The following is a 2009-nucleotide window of genomic DNA, read 5'->3' on the forward strand; positions in this document are numbered from 1 at the left end:
CCGACCTTGTACCTAATATTATATATAATATGACTAACATTTGCAAGCGATAAATCCTTTACTTTTAAATAATATACGTGACGTAAGCCACGTATATTAAGGCTTTAGCTCTATGCTACCAACTCATAAACTCCTTTATCTACGCGCTTAAAATAGCGTTCATCCGCTAACGTTTGGCGAACCTTAGCTTTCCAGTGTTCATTTTCTTTTTGTTCAGCGAACGGTTTAATTTTTTCGTAAACCTCTGCTAAGCTCCAAGTTTTTTTCTGAGTTTGTAGCACTCTTCTAATTGCTGCTTTCCAAGTCAGTTTTAGCCCTTGCTCCAATCTGTTCATAGTCTTTGCTAAAAAATAAAGGGCTGCGGTTGCCTCTTTTTTAAAGACCAATAATTTCTCGTGGGCGATTCTCACCAGTTTGCCGTTATAGCTACGGCTATCACTCATTGTATTATGTTGAACCTTGATAATTTCATCAACCAAACGCGCTGGCGCTACGCGCTCAATCAATGAGCTAAAATTATAATACTTGCCCTGCTTTCGCATATTGCCCATCAAAATCCCATAGTAACCGCCGCTTTTAGTTGCATCATGAATATTCATCATTGCCAATATCAGCGCTTCGGTAAAATCATTAATATTCATTTGTGATAAATCCCAAGGGTTCGCTTCTTCTCCCCATTGATTGCCCGAATATCTAATCATATTCCAGTAAGGGGGATGCCACCAAACACAATCAGCCTCAGCGCCTACAAAGCCGCCTAAATCGTCTGTCAGTAAGTTAAAGCCTTGGCTTAGGTCAGTGCCTACAAAATTGATTCCCATTGCCTGTGCAACGTCCTGTGACGTTCCACCGCCTATGCTGGGGTCAACCAATAGACCGCCAGTTTTTAGATATGACTCGCAAAAATCACGGATGATATGACCTGTGCAATTGCCGCGATAACTGCTTTTGCCATAATTTCCGCGATTTGGGTACGATGCCACAGAATTTTGAAAGCTCATTTTTTATCCTTTTCATTTTGAAAAATGAGGTCAGCACCTTGCCGACCTTGTGTATAATATTATATAACGTATGTATAACTTTTTCAACAAATATTACTATTTATTTTTCTTTGACGCAATAAAAAAAGGCTAACACCACTATGTTAGCCCCTCATCATCCCAGTAAATTTAATGTCGTATATTAGTTGCTCTTAATACGTTAATTCTCCAAGTACAATCAGCACCATTAAACAAATTATTCAATTTTTTTCTCATATCTGCTTCGCATTTTTCTGCTATCTCATTTTTAGATAATCCGTTAACATCAAATATAAAACTCTCACACGATGAATAGTATTTTCGAGGCGTATTAATACTATATAAAAATGTTACTTCTTTTAATTTTACAATCTTTTCGATATTATCTAAACTTAATTGACTCATAATAATCACCTTTCAATAAAAAATGAAAGTCATTAGCAATTAACACTAATGACCGTTTTTAAAATTATGACAATTACCAATTGTCAATATTTTTGTGCCATTCTTCTTGAAATATCTTATTAATATAATTAATGTCTGTTATTCCGTAACCCTCTAGCGCTTCAATAGCATCTTCAAGCTCATGACTATAGTAGCATTCGTAATTTAAAAGTTCATAACGTATGAGATTATCTATCCCGACCTTTTCAATCATATCCTTTTTATTTTCTTCTTGAACAATTTTAAATTCTTTAATAAAACTCACTACTGAATCAGCCTTGCAAATCATGCCGCCACCTAAACTCTGCACTTCTTCACGTTTTTCTACGCCAATTTTTTTCATGCCTTTACTTAGCTGCTCATTGCTAAAAGCAAAGAAAACGCCATGCTTTTCAAAGCATTCGCTCATACGGTCGTCATTTTCTTTTTTAACTGCGCTTACTGATTGAAAGTTACTCATAACTATCACCTTCTAACTTTGCCGCTAATACCCTAACGACTGGGTGGCCAGCACCTTGCCGACCTCATAAAACCTATTATATATAA

3 protein-coding genes are annotated in these 2009 nt (G+C 36.1%); all 3 read right to left on the reverse strand.

Features of this window, described 5'->3' with window-relative positions; translation table 11 throughout:
* Positions 1 to 110 precede the first annotated feature (110 nt).
* Positions 111 to 1001 carry a DNA adenine modification methylase gene (locus tag INT03_RS00370; RefSeq protein ID WP_193007128.1) on the reverse strand — a complete coding sequence of 297 codons (891 nt, stop codon included), beginning with the start codon at positions 999 to 1001 and terminating at the stop codon, positions 111 to 113.
* Between the two features lie 168 nt (positions 1002 to 1169).
* The gene (locus INT03_RS00375; protein WP_193007129.1) at positions 1170 to 1424 is read right to left on the reverse strand and encodes a hypothetical protein; all 255 of its coding nucleotides are present in this window, start codon (positions 1422 to 1424) and stop codon (positions 1170 to 1172) included.
* A 73-nt stretch (positions 1425 to 1497) separates the two neighbouring features.
* Positions 1498 to 1923 (reverse strand): hypothetical protein, encoded by a 426-nt coding sequence (locus INT03_RS00380; protein ID WP_193007130.1) that lies wholly within the window; start codon positions 1921 to 1923, stop codon positions 1498 to 1500.
* Positions 1924 to 2009: the final 86 nt, after the last annotated feature.

Source organism: Psychrobacter sp. PG1, from assembly GCF_014897815.1.
Lineage (GTDB): Bacteria > Pseudomonadota > Gammaproteobacteria > Pseudomonadales > Moraxellaceae > Psychrobacter.

What these genes read in the sequence shown, in the direction of transcription:
- INT03_RS00370 (WP_193007128.1), bottom strand. Translation starts at nt 1,001, where the DNA reads ATGAGCTTTCAAAATTCTGTGGCATCGTACCCAAATCGCGGAAATTAT.
- INT03_RS00375 (WP_193007129.1), bottom strand. Translation starts at nt 1,424, where the DNA reads ATGAGTCAATTAAGTTTAGATAATATCGAAAAGATTGTAAAATTAAAA.
- INT03_RS00380 (WP_193007130.1), bottom strand. Translation starts at nt 1,923, where the DNA reads ATGAGTAACTTTCAATCAGTAAGCGCAGTTAAAAAAGAAAATGACGAC.